We start from the raw sequence: 19,870 nt of genomic DNA on the forward strand, positions 1-19,870 counted from the left end.
CGGTAGGCAAATCCGCCGTTCACATAGTCTGAGACCTGATGCCGAGCCGATTGTGGTGAAGTGGCCGCCGCCGCGGCGGACGTACCGCCGTCCGGTGTGCTGCCTGGCCTCGGCGCGGTGGCGCTCGTCGCCGCCTGCCACGCGTGGGTGGCGCTCGGCCGGGCCGGTGCGCACCGCTGACTCTCGCTCCTCCCTGTCGTTCATCTGTCCGCCAGGCCCGGCCGGGCCTGGCTTCGTGGAAGGACACCCCCGATGAGGGTGCTGCTGCTGGGCGCCGACGGCTTCATCGGCCGCCGGGTCACCGATCGTCTGCTCGTCGACCAGGAGTTGCAGGTGACGGTGCTCGGCCGGCGCGACTCGGCCGACATCCGCTTCGACCTGACCGCGGGCAGCCCGGGCGCGCTGGCCCGGTTCCTGGACGCGGTCGCGCCCCAGGTGGTGATCAACTGTGCCGGTGCCACGTACGGCAGCTCGCGCACGCTGATCCGGGCGAACACGCTGGCCGTGGCGACCGTCTGCGAGGCGATCCGGCGCAGCCGGGAGCCGGCCCGGCTGGTGCACGTGGGATCGGCGGCGGAGTACGGGCCGGTGCCCGGCGGGGTGCCGGTGACGGAGAGCGCCGAGCCGCGCCCGGTGGGCCCGTACGGGGTGTCGAAGCTGGCCGGGACGGAGCTGGTGCTGGCCTCGGGGCTGGACGCGGCGGTGCTGCGGGTCTTCGACGTGGTGGGCCCGGGGTCGCCGACCGCCTCGCTGTTCGGCCGGCTGTCGGAGGGGCTGCGGCGGGCGCTGGAGCGGGACGAGGCCCAGGTGCGGATGCCGGACCTGTCCGGATACCGGGATTTCGTGGATGTGCGGGACGTCGCGCGGGCGATCCAGGCGGCCGCGGTCTCGGCGGCCACCGGGGTGATCAACATCGGCAGCGGTCACGCCGTCCGGGCCCGGGACGCGGCCCAGCTGCTGGTTCGCGCCTCGGGCTTCGAGGGGACGATCGTGGAGGAGAACCGGCAGGTCCTGCTGCCCTCGCAGACCGGCGGGGCGGGCGACCACCCGCCGCACCCGCTGCTCCACCAGGCGGCGCACCCCCTGCCCGGCCACCGCCCGGCGGAGGGCCGGGCGGGGGAGGGGCGGACCGCGGTGCCGGAGCCGGTGCCGTGGCGGCAGGCGGACGTGCGGACCGCCCGTGACCGTCTCGGCTGGCGGACACAGGTGCCGCTGGAGGAGTCGCTGGGGGACGTCTGGCTGGAGACGGCCTGCCGGGTCTGAGCGCCGGGCGGGCGGCCTGGGGAGTGCCGGTGCGGCCCCGGCGGGCCCGCGGGGGCCCGGCGGCGAACGGGGTGGCGGGCGGTCGGGGCCGTCCGCCACCGGGGCCGTGCGCGGTCCCACGATCCGATGCCGCCCGTCTCGCCCATCGGACGGGCTGTCTCGGAATACCGGGGCGGCATGACACTGTTGGCGTAGTGGAGCCACCCCGGTGGCGTCGCACCATGCCCCCAGAGGTTGGCCCCGGCCAAACCTGAACCGACGAGCAACGGAGTCCCCGTGTCGCTGCCACCCCTGGTCGAGCCGGCCGACGAGCTCACCGTCGACGAGGTCCGCAGGTACTCCCGCCACCTGATCATCCCCGACGTGGGCATGGCCGGGCAGAAGCGGCTGAAGAACGCCAAGGTGCTGTGCGTCGGCGCCGGCGGCCTGGGCTCGCCGGCGCTGATGTACCTGGCGGCGGCCGGTGTCGGCACGCTGGGCATCGTCGAGTTCGACGTGGTCGACGAGTCCAACCTCCAGCGGCAGATCATCCACGGCCAGTCGGACGTGGGCCGGTCCAAGGGCGAGTCCGCGCGCGACTCCGTCAAGGAGATCAACCCGTACGTCGACGTGATCCTCCACGAGGAGCGCCTCGACAACTCCAACGTCATGGAGATCTTCTCCGGCTACGACCTGATCGTGGACGGCACGGACAACTTCGCCACCCGCTACCTGGTGAACGACGCCGCGGTGCTGCTCGGCAAGCCGTACGTGTGGGGCTCGATCTACCGCTTCGACGGCCAGGCCAGCGTCTTCTGGGCCGAGCACGGCCCCTGCTACCGCTGCCTCTACCCGGAGGCCCCGCCGCCGGGCATGGTCCCGTCCTGCGCCGAGGGCGGCGTGCTGGGCGTGCTCTGCGCGTCCATCGGTTCGATCCAGGTCACCGAGGCCATCAAGCTGCTGGCCGGCGTGGGCGACCCGCTGGTCGGCCGGCTGATGATCTACGACGCCCTGGAGATGAACTACCGCCAGGTCAAGGTCCGCAAGGACCCGAACTGCGCGGTCTGCGGGGAGAACCCGACGGTCACCGAGCTGATCGACTACGAGGCCTTCTGCGGCGTCGTGTCGGAGGAGGCGCAGGCCGCCGCCGCCGGTTCGACGATCACCTCGAAGCAGCTCAAGCAGTGGCAGGACGACGAGGAGGAGATCTACCTCGTCGACGTCCGTGAGCCGGGTGAGTACGAGATCGTCAACATCCCGGGCGCCGTGCTGATCCCGAAGAACGAGTTCCTGATGGGCAGCGCCCTGGAGTCGCTGCCGCAGGACCGGAAGATCGTGCTGCACTGCAAGTCGGGCGTGCGCTCGGCGGAGGTGCTCGCCGTGGTGAAGTCGGCCGGCTTCGCCAACGCCGTCCACCTGGGCGGCGGCGTGCTCGGCTGGGTCAGCCAGATCGAGCCGCACAAGCCGGTGTACTGACCGACGCCGTACCGGTGTGCATCGGAAGGGGCCCGCTCCGGCGGGCCCCTTCCGCGTACCCGGGCCTAGAGCGCGCCCTTGCGCTGGAGCACGTTGTAGGAGATCCAGCCCGGCAGCACCGGCAGCCAGAAGGTCAGCGCGCGGTAGAGGAAGACCGCCGGGGTGGCGATGGTCGGCGGCACGTCGGCGACGGTGAGCGCGCCGATCAGGGCCACCTCGACCGGGCCGATGCCGCCGGGGGTGGGGATCGCGGAGCCGGCCGCGTTGGCGGTCAGGAAGACCACCGCGACCGCGGAGAAGCTGATGTCGCCGCCGAAGGCCTGCACCGAGGCGTCCAGGCAGGCGGTGAAGGAGAGGGTCAGCAGCAGGATGCCGCCGAAGCCGGTGATCAGCTTGCTGGGCGTCTGCATCAGGTCGAGCATCCGGGGCACCACGCCGAAGAACAGCGAGCGCAGCCGGTTCAGCACGAACCGCCGCAGCGGCGCGACCGCCGCGACCACCAGGGCCAGCACGGCGGCGCTCAGCACCCCGATGATCACCGCGCGGGAGGCGGAGAGGTCGCCGTTGGTCTGGCTGCCGGTGATCAGACCGAAGCTGAACAGCAGCAGCAGGTGCCCGGCCAGGCCCGCCAGCTGGGAGGCGCCCACCGAGGCGACCGCCTGGCCGGGGCGGATGCCGGCCTTCTGCAGGTAGCGGGTGTTGAGCGCGATGCCGCCGATCGCGGCGGGCGCGACCAGCTTGACGAAGGAACCGGCCAGCTGGGCGGCGACGGTGCGCCGGAACGGCAGCTTCTCCGGGACGAAGCCGGTCAGGCTCATCGAGGCGGCGATGTAGCTGAACGCGGCGGCGGCCAGCGCCACGGTCGCCCAGGCCCAGTCCATCTGGGCGAGCTTGAGCTGGGCCGGATTGATGGTGGTCAGCGCGAGGTAGGCGGCGAAGGTCAGCGCGATGACCATGATCAGGGACTTCGGCTTGAGCCGTTCCAGCTTGGCCGGCTCCATCGGCGCCTCGGGGGCGATCCGCAGGATCTGGCCGCGGATGCGGCTCAGCAGGTCCTCGCCGGCGACCGCGATGTCCTCCTCGGCCTGTTGCTGGGTGCGCTCGCCGGCGGCGACCTGCTCCAGCGCGCGGGCCTGCGCGGCGGTCTTGCGCTCCTTGGTGAGCTTCCTGAGGTCGACGCGGGTGGAGCGGCTCATCCCGACCGGCTGCAGCAGAGGCAGCGCGGCGGCGACCCGCTCGGCGCCGAGCACGTGGTTGGCCACGGCGACGGCCCGGTCCGGGCCGATCCGCAGCGCGAAGGTGGTGAGCAGCTGGGCGACGTCGATGCGCAGGGTCAGATCGGTGGCCGCGATGTCGCCGCCGGACAGGTTGACCAGGCAGCCGTCCTTGCCGTCGACGACCAGCAGCGACTCGCCGGTGAGCCGGCGGTGGGCGATCCGGCGCTCGTGCAGGGCGGCCACCGACTCCCAGAGCGAGGCCATCACCCGGTCGGTGACCTCCTCGTCGGCGAGCTCGTCCAGGGTGCGGCCCTCGACGTTCTCGTACACCAGGATCGCGGCGTCCGGGCCCAGCTCGGAGGTGGCGACCAGCTGGGGGGCGCGGGCCCCGGAGGCGGCCGCCGCGTACGCGATCAGGGCCTCCTGCTCCAGGGCCTGGCGCAGTGACTGGGGGCTGCGGCGGACGGCGACCGAGCGCAGCCGCAGCCGCCGCCAGGCACGGTAGAAGAAGCCGGAGGCCTGCTGCTCGCGGTCGACGATGTGGACGTCCAGCGGGGGGCCGCTCTGCTGGGCGACGTAGTAGCGGCGGGTGCCGCCGGGGGCGTCGGGGGCGCGGTGGGCGCTGGCCGGGGTGAAGCCGACCTTGCGCAGGCCGATCATCAGGTGCTGGCCGGTGGGCCGGATGTTCGGCGAGCCGATGGCGTAGAGCGTGCCGTACGCGACGGACCAGCCGATCAGTACGGTGAGCAGCAGCGACAGCGGGGTGGTGTAGCCGCTGAACAGCTCGGTGACCCCGCTGAAGATCACCACCACCCAGAGGGCGACCCGCCAGCGCGGGCGGCTCGACATGCCGACCGCGGTCATGTAGGCGATCACCGGGGCCAGGTAGCCGTGCACCGGGTCGGTGAGGGTGCCGTTGCTCTCCAGCGGGAACCTGGTCAGGGCGTCCCGGATGTGGTCGGAGGCGCCCTCGGCGACCCACCAGTCGATGCCCAGCGAGACGCCGTACGCGAGGACCGAGGCGAGCACGCCGTCGGCGACCCGCAGGCCGTCCCGTTTGATCAGCCGCTCGACCGCGAAGGCGAGCGGGACGGCGAGGACCGCGACGCTGGAGGCCAGGCCGGCCAGGGTGGACAGGACCGGGGAGAAGCTGGGGGCGTTGGCCGCGATGTCCACCTCGATGCCGGTGGTGGTCGAGGTGGCCACACCGGCGAGGACGAACACGGCGACTATGCCGAACACCCCGGTGATGAACCGGAGCAGGTCGGACGGGCGGTGCGCGCGGGCGGCGAGCAGCGGCTCGTCGACGTCCAGGTGCGGCGCGTCGTCCAGCGGGTCGGACGGGGTCGGGGCCTTCCCGGCGGGTACGCTCGCCGGAACCTGTGCGGGCACGGCGGGCGGGACGGGTGTCCCGGCCTCGGGTCGGGTCGGTTGCGGAGTCTTGATCGTCCGGTCCTTGGTCAGGGAGACTTCCGGGGTCGGCGCCGGCTCCTGCTCCGGCGCGGGCGACGGGACGGTGCCACCGCCGGGGGCCGCGGGTACGGCGGAGGCGGACTCGTCGGAGCCCTCGTCCACGCCCACGTCAGCCGTCCCGGTCATCTGGTCTTGTCCTCGTATCACCACTCACCGCCCCGAAGATGGTGGCATGCCGCGACGCCCCGTGCTGGACAGGGGGCGCATCGGGCGCGGCGGATCGTTCGTACGGAACCCCGCGCTCGGCCGGATGGGGAAGAATGCCGCAGGTGACGGACGCTGACGACGACGGCGGCCGGGGCATCCTGCCCCCCTTCGCCGAACTGGTGCTCGACCTGACCGAGCGGATTCCACCCGGGCGGGTGATGACCTACGGGGACGTCGCCGAGTACCTCGGCCAGGGCGGCCCGCGCCAGGTGGGCCGGGTGATGGCACTGTACGGCGGCGCGGTGCCCTGGTGGCGGGTGATCCGCGCGGACGGCGCCCTGCTCCCCGGCCACGAGCACCGCGCCCTCTCCCGCTACCGCGAGGAGGGCACGCCGCTGCGCGAGCGCGCCGACCACCCGCCCAGGGTGGACCTCCGGCTGGCCCGCTGGGACGGGGAGCCGGACTGAGTGTGATTCCCCGCGCGGATTCCGCCGAAACGGGTGCGCGGACGGGAATGACGGGGCAGGATCGTAGGCTCGATCCGGGCGGGCCCCCGGCAGGGCCCGCCCCGCCGTTGCCCGCAGCACTACCCCAGGACGTCCGTGAGCTCCCCCTACCGACTGGTGCGCAGCCCCCTCGCGCAGCCCGTGCCGCCCGTGCTGGACGAGTACCAGCGTGCCGTGGTCGACCACGCCCGGGGCCCGCTGCTGGTGCTCGCCGGCCCCGGCACCGGGAAGACCACCACGCTGGTGGAGGCGGTGGCCCGGCGGATCGAGCGGGGCACCGACCCCGAGCGGATCCTGGTCCTCACCTTCAGCCGCAAGGCCGCGATGGAACTGCGCGACCGGATGTCCGGCCGGCTCGGCGCCTCGGCCGCCGCCCCGCAGGCCGCTGCGTTCCAGTCACCGCAGGTGACGACCTTCCACTCCTTCAGTTACGCCCTCCTGCGCGCCCACCAGGACCCGGCCGACTACGCCGAGCCGCTGCGGCTGCTCTCCGGCCCCGAGCAGGACGTGATGGTCCGCGAGCTGCTGGCCGGCGGCGCCGAGGACGCCAGGGCCGGCGCCGGCCGCATCGACTGGCCGCTCGACCTGCGGGCCTGCCTGACCACCCGCGGCTTCGCCGACGAGGTCCGCGCGGTGCTCGCCCGCAGCCGTGAGCTGGGTCTCGGCGAGGCCGAGCTGGAGCGCTTCGCCGAGGGCGTCCAGCGCCCCGACTGGGCCGCCGCCGCGCACTTCCTCGCCGACTACCTGGACGTGCTCGACCTGCGCGGCGTCCTCGACTACGCGGAGCTCGTCCACCGGGCCGTGCTGCTCGCCGAGCGGCCCGAGGTGGGGGCGGAGCTGGCCCGCCGCTACGAGGTGGTCTTCGTCGACGAGTACCAGGACACCGACCCCTCCCAGGTGCGGCTGCTGCGCCGGCTGGCGGGCGGCGGCCGGGACCTCGTCGCGGTCGGCGACCCCGACCAGTCCATCTACGCGTTCCGCGGCGCCGACATCAACGGCATCCTGGAGTTCCCGCACACCTTCCGGCAGGCCGACGGCAGCCCCGCCGAGGTCAGGGTGCTGCGGGTCTCCCGCCGCTCCGGCGCCGTCCTGCTCGCCGCCTCCCGGGAACTCGCCCGGCGGATGCCGATGGGCCGGCTGCCCGCCGACAAGCTCGCCCAGCACCGCGCCCTGCTGCCGTCCCGCGAGGGCGGCCGGGTCGAGGTCTACACCTACCCCACCCCCGGCACCGAGCTGGACTCCATCGCCGACCTGCTGCGCCGCGCCCACCTGGAGGACGGCGTCCCGTGGGGCGAGATGGCCGTCCTGGTCCGGGCCGGCGCCCGCTCCATCCCCGGTGTGCGGCGGGCGCTCAGCGCGGCCGGCGTCCCGCTGGAGATCGACGGCGACGACCTGCCGCTGCGCGAGGAGCCCGCCGTCGCCCAGCTGCTGCTCGCCCTGCGGGTCTGCGCCGAGCGGGCGCTGCGCGGCCGCCACACCTCCGGCGGCCGGGTGGACGACACCCCGGACCCGCTCACCACCGAGCTCGCCCACGCCCTGCTCACCGGCCCGCTCGGCGGACTGGACGGCTCCGACCTGCGGCGTCTGGGCCGCGCCCTGCGCGAGGAGGAACGCGCCGCGCTGCGCGTCGACGGCCGGCCCGGCGCCGCCCCGCGCCCCGCCGAGGAGCTGATCCGCGAGGCGCTGGCCGAGCCCGAGCGGCTGGTCGCCCTCGACCCCGCGTACGCCCGCCGCGCCTTCGACCTCGGCGTGCTGCTGCGCAAGGTCACCGACCTGCTGGCCGGCGGCGGCACCGCCGAGGAGGCGCTGTGGGAGCTGTGGGACGGCAGCCGGCGCTGGCGCGAGCGCCTGGAGCGTTCCGCCCTGCGCGGCGGCGCGGCCGGCCGCAACGCCGACCGTGACCTGGACGCGCTGTGCGCCCTGTTCGAGACCGCCGCCCGCGCCGAGGAACAGGTCACCGGCCACCGCAGCGCCCTGGACCTGCTCGCCGAGCTGGAGGCGCAGGACATCGCCGCCGACACCCTGACCGTCCGCGCGGTACGCCCGGAGGCCGTCCGGCTGATGACCGCGCACCGCTCCAAGGGCCTGGAGTGGCGGGTGGTGGTCGTCGCCGGGGTCCAGGAGGGCCTCTGGCCGGACCTGCGCCGCCGAGGCTCGCTGCTGGAGGCCGACCGGATCGGCCGCGACGGCCTCGCCGAGCCGCTCTCCCCGGGCGCCCTGCTCGGCGAGGAGCGCCGGCTGTTCTACGTCGCCGCCACCCGCGCCAAGGAGCGCCTGATCGTCACCGCGGTCAAGGCCCCCGCCGACGACGGCGACGAGCCCTCCCGGTTCCTGCGCGAGCTCTACCGCGAGGAGGCCGACAGCCGCACCGGTCGGGTGGTGCGCCGCACCCCGCCGGTCACCGTCGAGGACGTCACCCACCGCCCGCGCCGCCCGCTGTCGGTGCCCGCGCTGGTCGCCGAGCTGCGCGCGGTCACCGTCGACCCGTCCCGCTCGCCGGAGCTGCGCCGGGCCGCCGCCGAACGGCTCGCCACGCTGGCCGCCGCCGTCGACGAGGACGGGCTGCCGCTGGTGCCCGCCGCCCACCCCGGCCGCTGGTGGGGCATGGACGACCCGACCGCCGCGTCCGAGCCGCTGCGCCCCGCCGACCTGCCGGTCCGGCTCTCCGGCAGCGGCCTGGAGCAGCTGGAGAACTGCTCCCTCCAGTGGTTCCTGGACAAGGAGGTGCAGGCGCGGGCCGCCGGCTCCGCCGCCCAGGGCTTCGGCAACGTGGTGCACGCGCTCGCCGACGAGGTCGGCTCCGGCCGCACCCCGGCCGACCTCGCGGTGCTCATGGAGCGCCTCGACACGGTCTGGGACGCGCTGGCCTTCGACGCGCCCTGGAAGTCCCACCAGGAGAAGACCGAGGCCCGCGCGGCCCTGGAGCGCTTCCTCAACTGGCACGTCCTGGAGCGCGGCCGCGACGTGGTCGCCACCGAGCACGGCTTCGACCTCACCCTGGAGGTCGGCGGGGTGTCGGTGCGCATCCGAGGCTCGATGGACCGGGTGGAGAAGGACGAGGCCGGGCGCGCGTACGTGGTCGACTTCAAGACCGGCAAGCAGATCCCCACCGACAAGTCGCTGCCCGAGCACAAGCAGCTGGCCGTCTACCAGCTGGCCGTACGGTCCGGCGCGCTCAACGAGCTGCCCGGGTTCGCCGGCGGGCCCCCGGAGCCGGGCGGCGCCGAGCTGGTGCACCTGCGCGAGCCGTCCAAGCGGGAGCCGGACGCCCCCAAGGTGCAGCAGCAGGCCCCGGCCGGCGAGCCCTGGATCGAGAACCTGCTGGCCGAGGCGGCCGGCAAGGTGATCGCCGAGCGCTTCGTGCCGAGCACCGGCGGCGGCTGCGACCGCTGCGGCTTCCGTCGCAGCTGCTCGGCCCAGCGGGACGGGGCCCAGCTCGTCGAGTAGGGGCGCCGGGCGGCCGGGGGAGCGGGCGGCGAGGGCGAGGCGAGGGCGAGTAGCGAGGGTCACCCCGGAAGGGCGCCCGGCCTGTCGGCGCTCCCCGCTAACGTTGCGGGGTGACAGCCGTGCTCCGCCATCCCGACCAGCTCAAGGACCTGTTGGGCATCCCGTTCAACCGGGAGCAGATGGCGGCGATCGGCGCCCCCCTCGAACCGGCCGTCATCGTGGCCGGCGCGGGCTCCGGCAAGACCACGGTGATGGCGGCCCGGGTGGTCTGGCTGGTCGGCTCCGGGGCGGTGCGGCCCGAGGAGGTGCTCGGCCTCACCTTCACCAACAAGGCGGCCGGCGAGCTCGCCGAGCGCGTGCGCACCGCCCTGCGCGCCCTGGGGGAACCGCCCGCCGACGACCGGGGGAGCGTCGCCGGTCCGGACGAGGAGCCGCTCGGCGAGCCGGAGATCTCCACGTACCACGCCTTCGCCGGCCGGCTGCTCAAGGAGCACGGCCTGCGGATCGGCATCGAGCCCGATGTGCGGCTGCTCGCCGACGCCACCCGCTTCCAGCTCGCCGCCAAGGTGCTGCGCTCGGCCCGCGGCCCGTTCCCCTATCTGACCGGCACCTTCGCGAACCTGGTCGCCGACCTCATCGCGCTGGACGGCGAGCTCGCCGAGCACCTGGTCGAGCCGGACACCCTGCGCGCCTTCGACGAGGAGCTGCTGGACACCCTCGCCACCGTGAAGCTGAGCAACGACGACCTGCGGGCCGTCCCCGGCACCGCCCGGGCCCGGCTGGAGCTGCTGCGGCTGGTCGAGGAGTACCGGCGGCGCAAGGGCGCGGCCGGGCTGATGGACTTCGGCGACCAGATAGCCGCCGCCGCCGGCCTCGCCCAGCGCCGCCCCGAGGTGGGCGGGCTGCTGCGCGGCCAGTACCGGGTGGTCCTGCTCGACGAGTACCAGGACACCTCGGTCGCCCAGCGGCTGATGCTGGCCGGGCTCTTCGGCGCCGGCCCGGACGGCCTCGGCGGCGGCCACCCGGTCACCGCCGTCGGCGACCCCTGCCAGGCGATCTACGGCTGGCGCGGCGCCTCCGTCGCCAACCTGGACGAGTTCCCGCGGCACTTCCCCCGCGCCGACGCCACCCCCGCCGCCCGCTACGCGCTCAGCGAGAACCGCCGCAGCGGCGGCCGGCTGCTCGCCTTCGCCAACGAGCTCGCCGCGCCGCTGCGCGCGATGCACGAGGGCGTCGAGGCGCTGCGCCCGGCCCCCGGCGCCGAGCAGGAGGGCTTCGTCCGGGCCGCGCTGCTGCCCACCCACGCCGAGGAGATCGGCTGGCTGGCCGACTCGATCGCCCACCTGGTGCGCACCGGCACCGCCCCCGGCCGGATCGCGGTGCTCTGCCGCGGCGGAGCGGCCTTCCCCGACATCCACGCCGCGCTGGTCGCCCGCGAGGTGCCGGTCGAGGTGGTGGGCCTGGGCGGGCTGCTCCAGCTGCCCGAGGTGGCCGACCTGGTCGCGGTCTGCGAGGTGCTCCAGGACCCGACCGCCAACGCCGCCCTGGTGCGGCTGCTGATCGGCCCGCGCTGGCGGATCGGCCCGCGCGACCTCGCCCTGCTCGGCCGGCGCGCCGCGGAGCTGGTCCGCACCGACCGGCCCGAGGGCGTGGAGGCGCTGGCCGCCGCGGTCGCCGGGACCGACCCGACCGAGGTGATCTCGCTCGCCGACGCCCTGGAGACCTTCCTGGAGCCGGGGCAGCCCGACGAGCTGCCGTTCTCCGCCGAGGCCAGGCTGCGCTTCGCCCGGCTGGCCCGGGAGGTCCGCGAGCTGCGCCGTTCGCTCGCCGAGCCGCTGATGGACGTGCTGCACCGGGTGCTCACGGTCACCGGCCTGGAGGTCGAGCTGGCCGCCTCCCCGCAGGCGCTGGCCGCCCGCCGCCGGGAGACCCTGCACGCCTTCCTGGACGTCGCCGCCTCCTTCGCCGACCTGGACGGCGATCCGGGCCTGTCCGCCTTCCTGGGCTTCCTACGCGCCGCCCAGGAGTACGAGCGCGGCCTGGACAGCAGCCTGCCCGGCGGCGAGGACACCGTGAAGGTGCTCACCGCGCACAAGTCCAAGGGCCTGGAGTGGGACGTCGTCGCCGTCCCCGGCCTGGTCCGGGGCGCCTTCCCGTCCTCCACCGCCCGCGAGCGCTGGACCGGTGTGAAGCGGGTGCTGCCGCACGCCCTGCGCGGCGACGCGGCCACCCTGCCGGACGTGCGCGGCGGCTGGGACTCCAAGGCGATGACCGCCTTCCGCAAGGAGCTCGCCGCGCACTCCGCCACCGAGGAGCTGCGCCTGGGCTACGTCGCCTTCACCCGGCCGCGCTCGCTGCTGCTCGCCTCCGGCCACTGGTGGGGCCCGAGCCAGAAGACCGTGCGCGGGCCCTCCGGTTTCCTGGAGGCGCTGCGGGCCTTCACCGAGGCGCACCCGGGCGCGGGCGAGGTCGAGCGGTGGGCCGACAAGCCGATCGACGGTGCGGAGAACCCGGCGCTGGCCGCCCCGGTGGAACACCCCTGGCCGCTGCCGCTGGACCCGGCCGCCCAGCTCGCCCGCCGCCGGGTCGCCGAGGTGGTGCTGCACCGCCTCGCCGGGCGGCCCGCCCCCGAGCCGGAGCCGATGGGCGCCGAGGACCGCCGCCAGGTGGAGTCCTGGGACCGCGACCTGACCGCGCTGCTCGGCGAGCTGGAGCGCTCGCGCCGGAGCGTTCGGGAGGTGCCGTTGCCGGCCGCGCTGTCCGCGACCCAGCTGATGCGGCTGGCCGCCGACCCGGACGGCTTCGCGCACGACCTGGCCCGGCCGATGCCACGCCCGCCGCAGCCGGCCGCCCGCCGGGGCACCCGCTTCCACGCCTGGGTGCAGTCGCGGATCGAGCCGCTGCTGCTGCTCGGGCCGGGCGCGCTGCCCGGCGCGGACGACGACGGCATCGAGGACGAGCAGGACCTGGAGCGGCTCAAGGAGGCGTTCCTGCGCGGCCCGTACGCGCACCGCACGCCGCACCGGGTCGAGGCGCCGTTCCAGCTGGTGCTGGCGGGACGGGCGGTGCGCGGCCGGATCGACGCCGTCTACCGGGAGGGTGACGGCGGGTCGGAATCCGGCGGCGCGTCACGCTACGAGGTGGTGGACTGGAAGACGCACCGCGAGGAGACCGCCGATCCGCTCCAGCTCGCGGTCTACCGGCTCGCCTGGGCCGAGCAGGCGGGCGTCGATCCGGAGCAGGTCACGGCCTCGTTCCTGTACGTGCGCAGCGGCCGGGTCGAAACACCGGCCCGACTTCCTGGCCGAAAAGAGTTGGAACGGCTCCTGATCGGGAACAGTGAAGAATGAGTCACGGAGAGCATCCAGGTCATCACGACGCCTGCGCAAACCTGTGCGTCGTGCACGTTTCGTGCCTATTGTGGGGTCGGTAACCGGTCAACCCCCGTACTCCGGCCGCCAGCGAGGCCCGCATTCCCCAACCCTCAGTCATCACCGCAGGTGCCCACGGGCATCGGCGCCTTCTGCTGGAGAGACCGAAGTTGAGCGCGACCGGATGGATCAGAGAGCGGTTCGCCGGGCCGACCCCGGGGGCCGCTCCGGGCGCGACGGGCACCTGGCCGAGGACGGCGCTCACGCTGCCGGTCCTCGGCATGGTGCTGGTCGTCGTCCTCGACTACTTCACCGACGCGGCGGTCACCGTCGAGCCCGCCCTCACCGCCGTTCCCGCGCTGGCCGCCGTGGTCAGCCGCCGCACCTGGTACCCGCTCGCCATCGGCGCCTGCACCGAGGCGGCGGCCTTCCTGATGGCCTTCCACAACGACGTGCTCGGCGAGTCCGTGCACAGCGCCACCGTCTTCGCGATCGTCCTGGTCGCCGCGATCGGCTGGGTGAGCGCCACCCTGCGGCTGCGTCAGGAGAAGCTGCTCGCCGATGCCCAGCTGGTCGCCTCGATCGCCCGCCGGGTGCTGCTGCGCCCGGTGCCCGAGCGGGTCGGCACCGTCCGCGCCGCCGTCCACTACGAGGCCGCCGCCGCGCACGCCAGGATCGGCGGCGACCTCTACGAGGTGGTCAACACCCGGCACGGCGTGCGGGCCGTGGTCGGGGACGTGCGCGGCAAGGGCCTCGGCGCGGTGGAGACCGCCGCCGCGGTGCTCGGCGCCTTCCGCGAGGCCGCCCACCAGGAGCCCGAGCTGGACCGGGTGGCCGGCTGGCTGGCCGTCAGCCTCGACCGGGCCCTGCACGAGAACGACCACCCCGGGGTGGAGGAGGAGTTCGTCACCCTGGTGATGATCGGCCTGCGCCCGGACGGCACCGCCGAGATCGTCAACTGCGGCCACCCCGCCCCGCTGCTGCTGCGCGGAGCCGAGGCCGCGCTGCCGCTCGAACTCCCCGAGACCGTGCCGCCGCTGGGCGTCCTCGACCCGGCCGACGTGCGGCCCCCGGTGCAGCGGCTGCCGCTGCGCCAGGGCGACCGGGTGCTGCTCTTCACCGACGGCGTGATCGAGGCCCGCAACCGGGCCGGAGAGTTCTACCCGCTCGCCGAGCGCCTCCCGTCCTGCGCCGACGGCCACCCGGTGGACGTGCTGCGCCGGCTGCACGAGGACGTGGTCCGTCACGTCGGGCGCCAGCTCGGCGACGACGCGGCGATGCTGATGCTGCAGTACGACCCTCTGGGGCCCGGGCCCCATACGGCCCAGGCCCAGGTCCCGCACCAGAGCGGTCAGCTGACGCACCGGTAGGCCGTTCGACCGGCTCCCCGGGAGCCGTCAGAGCGACACCTCGACCACCAGCGGGCGGTGGTCGGACACCCCGGTGCGCGGGGCCCCGGCCGGGCCGACGGCCGTCCGGGGCACGCCGATCGCCAGGACGTGGTCGAACTGCACCGCCGGCTTGTGCGAGGGGTACGTGGGCGTGCGCGCCAGGTCGTACCAGCCCTGCAGCCGGGCCCGGGGCTCGCGCACCCGGCGGCGGCGGGCCTCGGCGAGCCGGGGCCTGGTCCGCCGGGCGGTGCGCAGCTCGCGGACCTTCACCCGGGGCGTGGTGCGGTCCAGCGCGGTCGCCGAGCCCAGGACCGTCCGCGGCACCGCGCCGATCAGGTTGAAGTCGCCCAGCACCAGGTAGGGCTGCGGCAGGTCGGCGATCCAGCGGCGGATCGCGGCCAGCTGCGCGATGTTCCAGCCGGGGACGAAGGACAGGTGCGCCGCCACCACGGTGAACGGCCCGTGCGCGCCCTCCAGCACGGCGGCCAGCGCCGCCCGGGGCTCGTCCGGCACGGGCGTCAGCCCGCGCCGCCCGGCCACCCGCAGCGGCAGCCCGAACGGCGCCGGGGCGAACCGGCGGGCCCGCCAGTGCCGCACCGGCAGCCGGGTGAGCAGAGCCGTCCCGTACGAGGGCAGGTCGGCGGCGCTGCCGATCTCGGCCGGGCCGTACACCTGCAGTCCGCTCACCGAGGGGTCGGTGATCCAGCCGGCCACCGGCGCGGGGCGGCCGTGCAGCGCGGCGGCGAAGCGCCAGTCGGCGGCGCCCATCGCCTTGGCGGCCACGGCGGCCTGGTCGGTGTCGCCGGAGCGCTCCTGGTGGCGGTCGACCTCCTGGAGGGCCAGGACGTCGGCGTCCAGGGCGGCGATCGCGTCGGCCAGCGGGTCCCCGGCGTCGGGCGGGAAGGGGGCCGGGCTGCCGTCCGCGGCGAGCGGCTGACCGTGCAACAGGTTGAAGGTGGCGATGCGCAACTGGCTCACACCGCACGACGGTACCCGTTCGGCGGTGGTTCCCGGGGGCGGGAGTACGGCCGGGAGGGGGCCGGAAGGGCAACGCGGGGGGTCGCGGCTTGACCCTCGGGGCATACCCGGTATACATACTCGGTATGTCCATCCGCCACGGTCTTCTCGCCCTGCTCGACCAGGGCCCCCGCTACGGCTACCAGCTGCGCACCGAGTTCGAGGCCCGCACCGGCTCGACCTGGCCGCTCAACGTCGGGCAGGTGTACACCACGCTGGCACGCCTGGACCGCGACGGCCTGGTGAGCCCGGCCGGCGAGGACGCCGAGGGCCACCAGTTCTACGAGATCACCTCGGAGGGACGCGCGGAACTGCGTGCCTGGTTCGACACCCCGGTGCCCCGGACCAACCCGCCGCGCGACGAGCTGGCGATCAAGCTGGCGATGGCGGTCACCGTCCCCGGGGTGGACGTGCCCGCCGTCGTCCAGGGCCAGCGCCGGCACAGCATCAAGGCGCTCCAGGACTACACCCGGCTCAAGGGCCGCGCGCTCGCCGGGGAGCCCCGGTCCGGCGCCGCCCGCACCGGTGACGCCGGCTCCGACCTCGCCTGGCTGCTCGTCCTGGAGCAGCTGATCTTCCAGACCGAGGCGGAGATCCGCTGGCTCGACCACTGCGAGACCCGGCTCGCCCAGCAGGCCGAGATCGACCAGGCCCGCGCCGCCGAGGCCCGTGCCGCGGGCGGGACCGCCGGGGACGCCCCCAAGGGCAAAGGCGTCGGACGGCTGACCCGCCGCCGCTCCCGGGCCTGAGACCCGGACCAGAACCACGACCGAGGCTCCCCGCGAGCCCGAGAACAGCAGGGGGAAGTGTGACCGACACCGATCCGACCAGGGGCGACACGCCGACGGTGCTCCACCTGGAGAACGTCACCCGGGTCCACGGGCAGGGCGCCAACGAGGTGCACGCGCTGCGCGGGATCGACCTGAAGGTGCGTCCGGGCGAGTTCGTCGCCGTCATGGGCCCCTCCGGCTCCGGCAAGTCCACCCTGCTCACCCTCGCGGGCGGCCTGGACACCCCGACCACCGGCCGGGTGCTCGTCGAGGGCGTCGCGCTCGGCGGACTGAACCGCAGGAAGCTCGCCGAGGTGCGCCGCCGCTCCATCGGCTACGTGTTCCAGGACTACAACCTGATACCCGCGCTCACCGCCGCCGAGAACATCTCGCTGCCCCGCGAGCTGGACGGCCTCTCCGGCCGCGCCGCCCGCCGCGAGGCGATCGCCGCCCTGGAGGAGCTCGGCATCCCCGAGCTCGCCGACCGGTTCCCCGACGACATGTCCGGCGGCCAGCAGCAGCGCGTGGCCATCGCCCGCGCCCTGATCGGCGACCGCCGGTTGGTCCTCGCCGACGAGCCCACCGGCGCCCTCGACTCCACCACCGGCGAGGCCGTCCTCGCCGTCCTGCGCGCCCGCTGCGACGCCGGCGCCGCCGCCATGATGGTCACCCACGAGGCCCGGCACGCCGCCTGGGCCGACCGCGTGGTCTTCCTGCGCGACGGCCGCATGGTCGACGAGAGCGCCAGCCAGGACGCCGCCAGCCTGCTCGTCACCGCCGCCACCAACAGCGTGAAGGGCCCGGTGGAGAGGTGAAGCTCAGCGCCTGGCGGGTCGCCCTGCGCATCGCCCGCCGTGACGCCCTGCGCGCCAAGGGCCGCAGCGCCCTGGTGGTCGCGATGGTCGCCCTGCCCGTCCTCGGCGTGGCGGGCGCCGACATCTTCTACCGCAGCGGCGAGCTCGACGCCGACGAGAAGGTGGTCCGCACGATGGGCCGCGCCGACGCGGAGATCCGGATGCTCGAGCAGGGCACCGTCGTCCTGCAGGCGCCCGACCCCGAGGAGGGCGTCCGGACCGGGTCCGGCGAGCGCACCTCCTCCCGGGCGTCCGGCGCCGCCCCGCAGACCGGCCCCGCCGAGCCGGCCAAGCCCACCGCCGAGCAGCGCCGCAGCCTGGACACCGCGCCCGAGAAGCTGCTGCGGGAACTGCTGCCGCCCGGCACCGTCCTCCTCCCGCTGCGCGAGGGCCCGTACGTGCCCACCAGCAGCGCCCAGGGCCTGCTGCAGAGCCGGACCTCCGAGGCGGACCTCACCGACCCCGTCTGGCGCGGCCGGATCGACCTGGTCGGCGGCCGCGCGCCCGCGGCCGACCACGAGATCGCCGTCACCCGCGAGTTCCTGGACCGCGCCGGGCTGCGCGTCGGCGACCGCACCTCGCCGCGCGGCCTGGAGGCGAAGCCGTACACCATCACCGGCGTCGTCGAGTACCCCGGTGACCTGCGCGCCGTCATGATGGTCGCCCGCCCCGGCGAGCTGCTCGACGCGCTGGCCGCGCTGCCCGGCGCCAACAGGTCCGGCCCGCGCCCCGACGGCGAGCAGGGCCACTGGGTGGTCAAGCTGCCCGGCGGCGCCGGGCTCGCCTGGACCAAGGTGACCGAGCTCAACAAGTACGGCTTCACCGCCGCCTCCCGCGCCGTCCTGCTGGACCCGCCGGCCCGCTCCGACGTGCCCTTCTACGTCAAGGAGGACCAGGAGGGCGGCGGACCCCGGGTCGACTACCTCGACCAGACCGCCGTGGTCATCCTGGCCACCGTGGCCGGCATGGCCCTGCTGGAGATCGTGCTGCTGGCGGGCCCCGCCTTCGCCGTCGGGGCCCGGCGCTCCCGGCGCCAGCTCGGCCTGATGGCGGCCGGCGGCGGCGACCGTTCCCACATCCGCGCGGTCGTCCTCGGCGGCGGCGTGGTGCTCGGCGTCACCGGCGCCGTGGTCGGCCTGGTCGCCGCGATCGGCCTGGTCGCGCTGACCCGCACCAAGGCCGAGGAGTACGCCGGGGTACGCTTCGGCCACTTCGACCTGCAGCCGCTGGACCTGTTCGGCGTCCTGCTGATCGGGCTGGTCACCGGCCTGCTCGCCGCCGTCGTCCCGGCCGTCCAGGCCTCCCGGCAGGACGTCGTCGCCGCGCTCACCGGGCGCGACTCGGTCAAGCCGCCGAGCCGCCGGCTCGCGCTGGGCGGCCTGCTGACGCTGGCCGCCGGCGCGGCGATCGCCCTGCTCGGCGCCACCAGCGGCTTCGGCGGCCGCAGCCTCGCCGTCCTCGGCGGCTCCGCCCTCGCGGAGCTCGGCATGGTCGTCCTGACCCCGTTCCTGGTCGGCCTCTTCGGGAAGCTCGGCCGCTGGCTGCCGCTCGGCCCGCGCCTGGCGCTGCGCGACTCGGTCCGCCACCGCGGCCGCACCGCGCCCGCCGTCGCCGCCGTGATGGCCGCCGTGGCCGGCTCGGTCGCGGTCGGCGTCTACGGCGCCAGCAGCGACGAGCAGTCCCGCCGCGAGTACGTCGCCTCGGGACCGGCCGGCGCGGTCCTGCTCGGCGCCGGCTGGGGAGCCGGCGAGGACGGCAAGCTGCTGCCGCAGATGCGCTCCGCGGTCGAGACCAACATGCCCGGCCTCGGTGCCCGCGCCGACATCCGGAAGGTCGCCTACCCGGAGGGCTGCCGGATCGGCGACTGCGCCTACATCGAGCTCGCCCTGCCCGTCGACCAGCGCTGCCCCGCGTGGGACGACGAGAGGCCCGGCGGCGGACCGCAGCTGACCGCGGCCGAGCGCGAGCGGATCCTGCGCGAGGACAAGCGCTGCCGGGAGACCGTCAGCTTCCGCAGCAACGGCTTCTCCTCGCTGGTGGTCAGCGACGCGACCGTGCTGCGCAACCTGTTCGGCGCCACCGACCCGGCCGCCGCCCAGGCGCTGGCGGCGGGCAAGGTGGTGGTCTTCGACCAGCGCTACGTCAAGGACGGCAAGCTCCTGCTGCAGTTCAACGAGCCGAACCACCCGTCCGCCGCGCCCTCCCAGCCGGGGCCGCCGCCGCAGCCCAAGGAGGTGCCGGTCGACGCCGTCTTCGTCCCGGCCGCGGCGCCGGCCGCCGGGCAGGGCGTGCTGACCCAGGAGACCGCGCGCCGGCTCGGGCTGGCCACCGTCGACTCCGGCTCGGTCTGGCTGCCCGAGAGCATGCCCGGCGACGTGGCCGAGCAGAAGGCCTCGGGCGCGGTGAACAAGATCGCCGACTACTCGCACTTCGAGGTCGAGCGGGGCTTCCGTCCCGCGAACGACCTGATCTCGCTCGGCCTGACCGGCTTCGCCGCCCTGGTCGCGCTCGGCGCGGCCGGCATCGCCACCGGGCTCGCCGCCGCCGACTCGCAGCGCGACCTGACCACCCTCGCGGCGGTCGGCGCCGCCCCGCGGATCCGGCGCACCCTCTCCGGGTTCCAGTGCGGGGTGATCGCGGCGATGGGCGCGATCCTCGGCACGGTCTGCGGGCTGGTGCCGGCGGTGGCGCTGCGCAAGGTCGAGGGCAACCAGATCCCCTACGGCGGGATGAGCCCGGAGGAGGCCGTCGACCGGACGGTGGTGGTCTTCCCGTGGCTGACCATGGGGCTGACCGTGGTGGTCCTGCCGCTGGTCGCGGTGGCGCTGGCCACCCTGCTCACCCGCTCGCGGATCTCCCTGCTGCGCCGGTCCTGACCGGCCGTCCGGCAGCCCGCCCGGTAGCCCACGCACCCGCGCCGGCACCCCGCCCGGCCGCCCGTCACGGCGGCCGGGCCCGT

Annotated in this window: 11 protein-coding genes; 9 read left to right on the forward strand and 2 right to left on the reverse strand. The window is 75.2% G+C overall.

Annotated features, from left to right (window positions below; genetic code table 11):
- Window positions 1–252: 252 nt before the first annotated feature.
- Together ACWEQL_RS02785 and moeZ are read left to right on the forward strand one after the other, a co-directional pair.
- Entirely contained in the window at window positions 253–1,263 is a 1,011-nt protein-coding gene (locus ACWEQL_RS02785; protein ID WP_452148338.1) for an NAD-dependent epimerase/dehydratase family protein, read from the forward strand.
- A 276-nt stretch (window positions 1,264–1,539) separates the two neighbouring features.
- Window positions 1,540–2,718, forward strand: a complete 1,179-nt coding sequence (moeZ, locus tag ACWEQL_RS02790; RefSeq protein ID WP_452148339.1) for an adenylyltransferase/sulfurtransferase MoeZ — start codon at window positions 1,540–1,542, stop codon at window positions 2,716–2,718.
- 65 nt (window positions 2,719–2,783) lie between these two features.
- Here the strand turns inward: moeZ and ACWEQL_RS02795 are convergent, their stop codons facing one another.
- Complete coding sequence (locus ACWEQL_RS02795; protein ID WP_452148340.1) at window positions 2,784–5,534, reverse strand: flippase-like domain-containing protein; 2,751 nt, start codon at window positions 5,532–5,534, stop codon at window positions 2,784–2,786.
- A gap of 134 nt (window positions 5,535–5,668) precedes the next feature.
- Here ACWEQL_RS02795 and ACWEQL_RS02800 point away from each other — a divergent pair, with 134 nt between their 5' ends.
- The 4 genes from ACWEQL_RS02800 (at window position 5,669) to ACWEQL_RS02815 (ending at window position 14,249) form a co-directional block, all read left to right on the forward strand.
- Window positions 5,669–6,022, forward strand: coding sequence for an MGMT family protein (locus ACWEQL_RS02800; protein ID WP_452148341.1), 354 nt, complete (start codon window positions 5,669–5,671; stop codon window positions 6,020–6,022).
- 135 nt (window positions 6,023–6,157) lie between these two features.
- Window positions 6,158–9,508 carry an ATP-dependent helicase gene (locus tag ACWEQL_RS02805; protein WP_452148342.1) on the forward strand — a complete coding sequence of 1,117 codons (3,351 nt, stop codon included), beginning with the start codon at window positions 6,158–6,160 and terminating at the stop codon, window positions 9,506–9,508.
- A gap of 110 nt (window positions 9,509–9,618) precedes the next feature.
- Entirely contained in the window at window positions 9,619–12,858 is a 3,240-nt protein-coding gene (locus ACWEQL_RS02810) for a UvrD-helicase domain-containing protein (protein WP_452148343.1), read from the forward strand.
- A gap of 191 nt (window positions 12,859–13,049) precedes the next feature.
- Window positions 13,050–14,249, forward strand: a complete 1,200-nt coding sequence (locus ACWEQL_RS02815; protein WP_452148344.1) for a PP2C family protein-serine/threonine phosphatase — start codon at window positions 13,050–13,052, stop codon at window positions 14,247–14,249.
- Window positions 14,250–14,276: 27 nt separating this feature from the next.
- Here the strand turns inward: ACWEQL_RS02815 and ACWEQL_RS02820 are convergent, their stop codons facing one another.
- Complete coding sequence (locus tag ACWEQL_RS02820) at window positions 14,277–15,248, reverse strand: endonuclease/exonuclease/phosphatase family protein (RefSeq protein ID WP_452148345.1); 972 nt, start codon at window positions 15,246–15,248, stop codon at window positions 14,277–14,279.
- A 125-nt stretch (window positions 15,249–15,373) separates the two neighbouring features.
- Between ACWEQL_RS02820 and ACWEQL_RS02825 the strand changes: the two genes are divergently transcribed.
- The 3 genes from ACWEQL_RS02825 to ACWEQL_RS02835 are packed head-to-tail and all read left to right on the forward strand — an operon-like array spanning window position 15,374 to window position 19,787.
- Window positions 15,374–16,036, forward strand: a complete 663-nt coding sequence (locus tag ACWEQL_RS02825; protein WP_452148346.1) for a PadR family transcriptional regulator — start codon at window positions 15,374–15,376, stop codon at window positions 16,034–16,036.
- 59 nt (window positions 16,037–16,095) lie between these two features.
- Window positions 16,096–16,872, forward strand: coding sequence for an ABC transporter ATP-binding protein (locus ACWEQL_RS02830; protein WP_452148347.1), 777 nt, complete (start codon window positions 16,096–16,098; stop codon window positions 16,870–16,872).
- Entirely contained in the window at window positions 16,869–19,787 is a 2,919-nt protein-coding gene (locus ACWEQL_RS02835; RefSeq protein WP_452148348.1) for an FtsX-like permease family protein, read from the forward strand. The genes ACWEQL_RS02830 and ACWEQL_RS02835 overlap by 4 nt, the downstream gene beginning before the upstream one ends.
- Window positions 19,788–19,870: the final 83 nt, after the last annotated feature.

It is taken from the genome of Kitasatospora sp. NPDC004240, assembly GCF_053603215.1.

Excerpts from the sequence above, each read along its gene's own strand:
- ACWEQL_RS02800 (WP_452148341.1), top strand. The coding sequence starts at position 5,669 with ATGCCGCAGGTGACGGACGCTGACGACGACGGCGGCCGGGGCATCCTG.
- ACWEQL_RS02785 (WP_452148338.1), top strand. The coding sequence starts at position 253 with ATGAGGGTGCTGCTGCTGGGCGCCGACGGCTTCATCGGCCGCCGGGTC.
- ACWEQL_RS02795 (WP_452148340.1), bottom strand. The coding sequence starts at position 5,534 with ATGACCGGGACGGCTGACGTGGGCGTGGACGAGGGCTCCGACGAGTCC.
- ACWEQL_RS02825 (WP_452148346.1), top strand. The coding sequence starts at position 15,374 with ATGTCCATCCGCCACGGTCTTCTCGCCCTGCTCGACCAGGGCCCCCGC.